2 protein-coding genes are annotated in these 2,371 nt (G+C 69.5%); one reads left to right on the top strand and one right to left on the bottom strand.

Going from position 1 to position 2,371, the window contains the following annotated elements:
* The coding region (locus tag ACIA79_RS33515) for a HAMP domain-containing protein (RefSeq protein ID WP_399432204.1) at nucleotides 1-1,133 on the bottom strand (1,133 nt) is incomplete at its 3' end.
* A 384-nt stretch (nucleotides 1,134-1,517) separates the two neighbouring features.
* Between ACIA79_RS33515 and ACIA79_RS33510 the strand changes: the two genes are divergently transcribed.
* The gene (locus tag ACIA79_RS33510) at nucleotides 1,518-1,997 is read left to right on the top strand and encodes a MarR family winged helix-turn-helix transcriptional regulator (protein WP_399432202.1); all 480 of its coding nucleotides are present in this window, start codon (nucleotides 1,518-1,520) and stop codon (nucleotides 1,995-1,997) included.
* The last annotated feature ends 374 nt before the right edge of the window (nucleotides 1,998-2,371 follow it).

Genomic DNA, 2,371 nt, shown 5'->3' with positions numbered 1-2,371 from the left:
GTACCCGACACGCCCTTGACGTCGGCCTGACCGCCCAGACGCCCCTCCGTGCCCACCTCACGCGCGACACGCGTCACCTCACCGGCGAACGCCGAGAGCTGATCGACCATCGTGTTGATGGTCTCCTTCAGCTCCAGGATCTCGCCGCGTGCCGTCACCGTGATCTTCTGTGACAGGTCGCCCTTGGCCACCGCGGTCGCCACCTGGGCGATCGAGCGCACCTGTGCCGTGAGGTTGCCCGCCATGAAGTTCACCGAGTCGGTCAGGTCGCGCCAGGTGCCGGAGACCCCCTTGACGTCGGCCTGGCCGCCGAGGATGCCCTCGGTGCCCACCTCGCGCGCCATGCGCGTGACCTCGTCGGCGAACGAGGAGAGCTGGTCCACCATCGTGTTGATGGTGTTCTTGAGCTCCAGGATCTCGCCGCGGGCGTTGACGGTGATCTTCTGCGACAGGTCACCCTTGGCCACCGCGGTCGTCACCTGCGCGATGTTGCGGACCTGGTCGGTGAGGTTGCCCGCCATGAAGTTCACCGAGTCGGTCAGGTCACGCCAGACGCCGCCGACGCCCGGAACCTCGGCCTGCCCTCCCAGCCGGCCCTCGCTGCCCACCTCGCGGGCGACGCGGGTGACTTCGTCGGCGAAGGCGGAGAGCTGGTCGACCATCGTGTTGACGGTCTCCTTCAGCTCCAGGATCTCGCCGCGGGCGTCCACGTCGATCTTCTGCGACAGGTCACCCTTGGCCACCGCGGTCGCCACCTGGGCGATGTCCCGGACCTGTGTGGTGAGGTTGCCCGCCATGGCGTTCACCGAGTCGGTCAGGTCCGCCCACGTACCGGAGACCCCGGGGACGACGGCCTGGCCGCCCAGGGTCCCTTCGGTGCCGACCTCGCGGGCCACCCGGGTCACCTCGGAGGTGAACAGCGACAGCTGATCGACCATGCCGTTGAAGACCGTCGCGATCTCCCCGATCAGCCCGTCGCCCTCGTCCGGGAGCCTGGTGCCGAAGTCCCCGTCACGTACGGCCGTGAGCCCGGCCAGCAGCTGGCGCAGCTCCGACTCGCCCACTTTGCCGCCCCCGCGCGAGGACCGCGACCGCGGCACGGAGCGCGCTTCTTCGACCGCAGCCTCAGCCATGACCAACCTCGTTCCGTCAGATGCCCTGAAGAGAGTGAGAACGGCGTCGGTCCGCCCGGTCTGTCACGCCGGGGAACCGTGCCGTCTTTTTATGTTTAAACCGTTGCCGTACGACAAATATTCCGCAGGTTATCCCACTCGACAGGGGAGGGCAATCGAGCGCTTGGTACCGGTTCGCGCCATCGCCGGCGACCTGCCCGCGACGCGGGAGGTGCCGGGATGGCAGGGGTCGGGAGGGATGGTGGTGACCCCGGCGCTCGAGCCGTCCACCCGCAAACAGTTGCCGTCCGGCAATTGTATGGCCGAGGGAGAGACGGTATGCCGCTGTTGACGGGTACCAGCCGAGGTACGACCACAGCCCCATGCGAACCCGAGCGGCAGACGATGACTGACAGCGAGAACAAGAGCCCCCACCGCCCGGCCGGAGCGGATGCGGACACCGATGCCCGGACGGCCGCCGCGGCCCTCGTGGCGCTGTGGGAGTACGCCGATCTCCACGCCCCGGGGGCCGTGCCGTATCTGACGCTGCGCGCCCTCACCGCCATTTACCGGTCCCCCGCCCTCGGCCTCACCGAACTGGGCAGGGCGCTCGACATCACGCCGGCTTCGGCAAGCCGCTTGTGCGGGCGCCTCGAAGGGGCAGGACTGCTGACCCGGCGCTCGCACGCGGGCGACCGCCGGAGGATGGTGCTGGAGATCACACCCACGGGGGCCGCGGAGATGGAACGGATGCGGGCCCGGTACGCGCACGCCATGGCGGCGGCCCTGCCGCCGTCGGCGTCCCAGCTGCAGGCCGTCAAGGCGGCGTGCGACATCGCCCGGACGCGGCTGCGCGGGGCGGCGTGTCCGGACAGGGAGGAGTGACGGGGTGGTGACGGTGGCCATGCCGACGGGAGGACGGGTGCGGCCGGACCTTTTCCCACGGAAACTGTTGCCGTTTGACAACTGTACGCCCGAGGAAACACTCTTGCGTCGTGCGAGTTCGTTGCGTGCCCCCTGCGGTCCCACGCTCAAGAGCAATGGCAGGTGAACGGTGAAGCGGACGACAGACCGGCCCCCCATGGCGGTCAGGCGGACTCCGCTGCCCCACCGGGGCCGGCCCGCTGCGCGGTGTCCGCGACGGCGAGACGGAAACCGCTCAGTCCTGTCGCGAGTGCGGCCCGCTCCGCGGGTGGCATGGCGGAGATGACGTCGAGCAGTGCGGCTTCCCGGCGCTCACGCAGGTCCTTCAGATAGCT

This window comes from Streptomyces sp. NPDC051310, assembly GCF_044455245.1.
GTDB lineage: Bacteria > Actinomycetota > Actinomycetes > Streptomycetales > Streptomycetaceae > Streptomyces.
The sequence above is the reverse complement of the archived record's forward strand: the minus strand, read 5'-3'. Positions and strand labels throughout refer to the sequence as shown.

Coding starts and splice junctions, on each gene's coding strand:
- ACIA79_RS33510 (WP_399432202.1), top strand. CDS start 1,518: ATGACTGACAGCGAGAACAAGAGCCCCCACCGCCCGGCCGGAGCGGAT.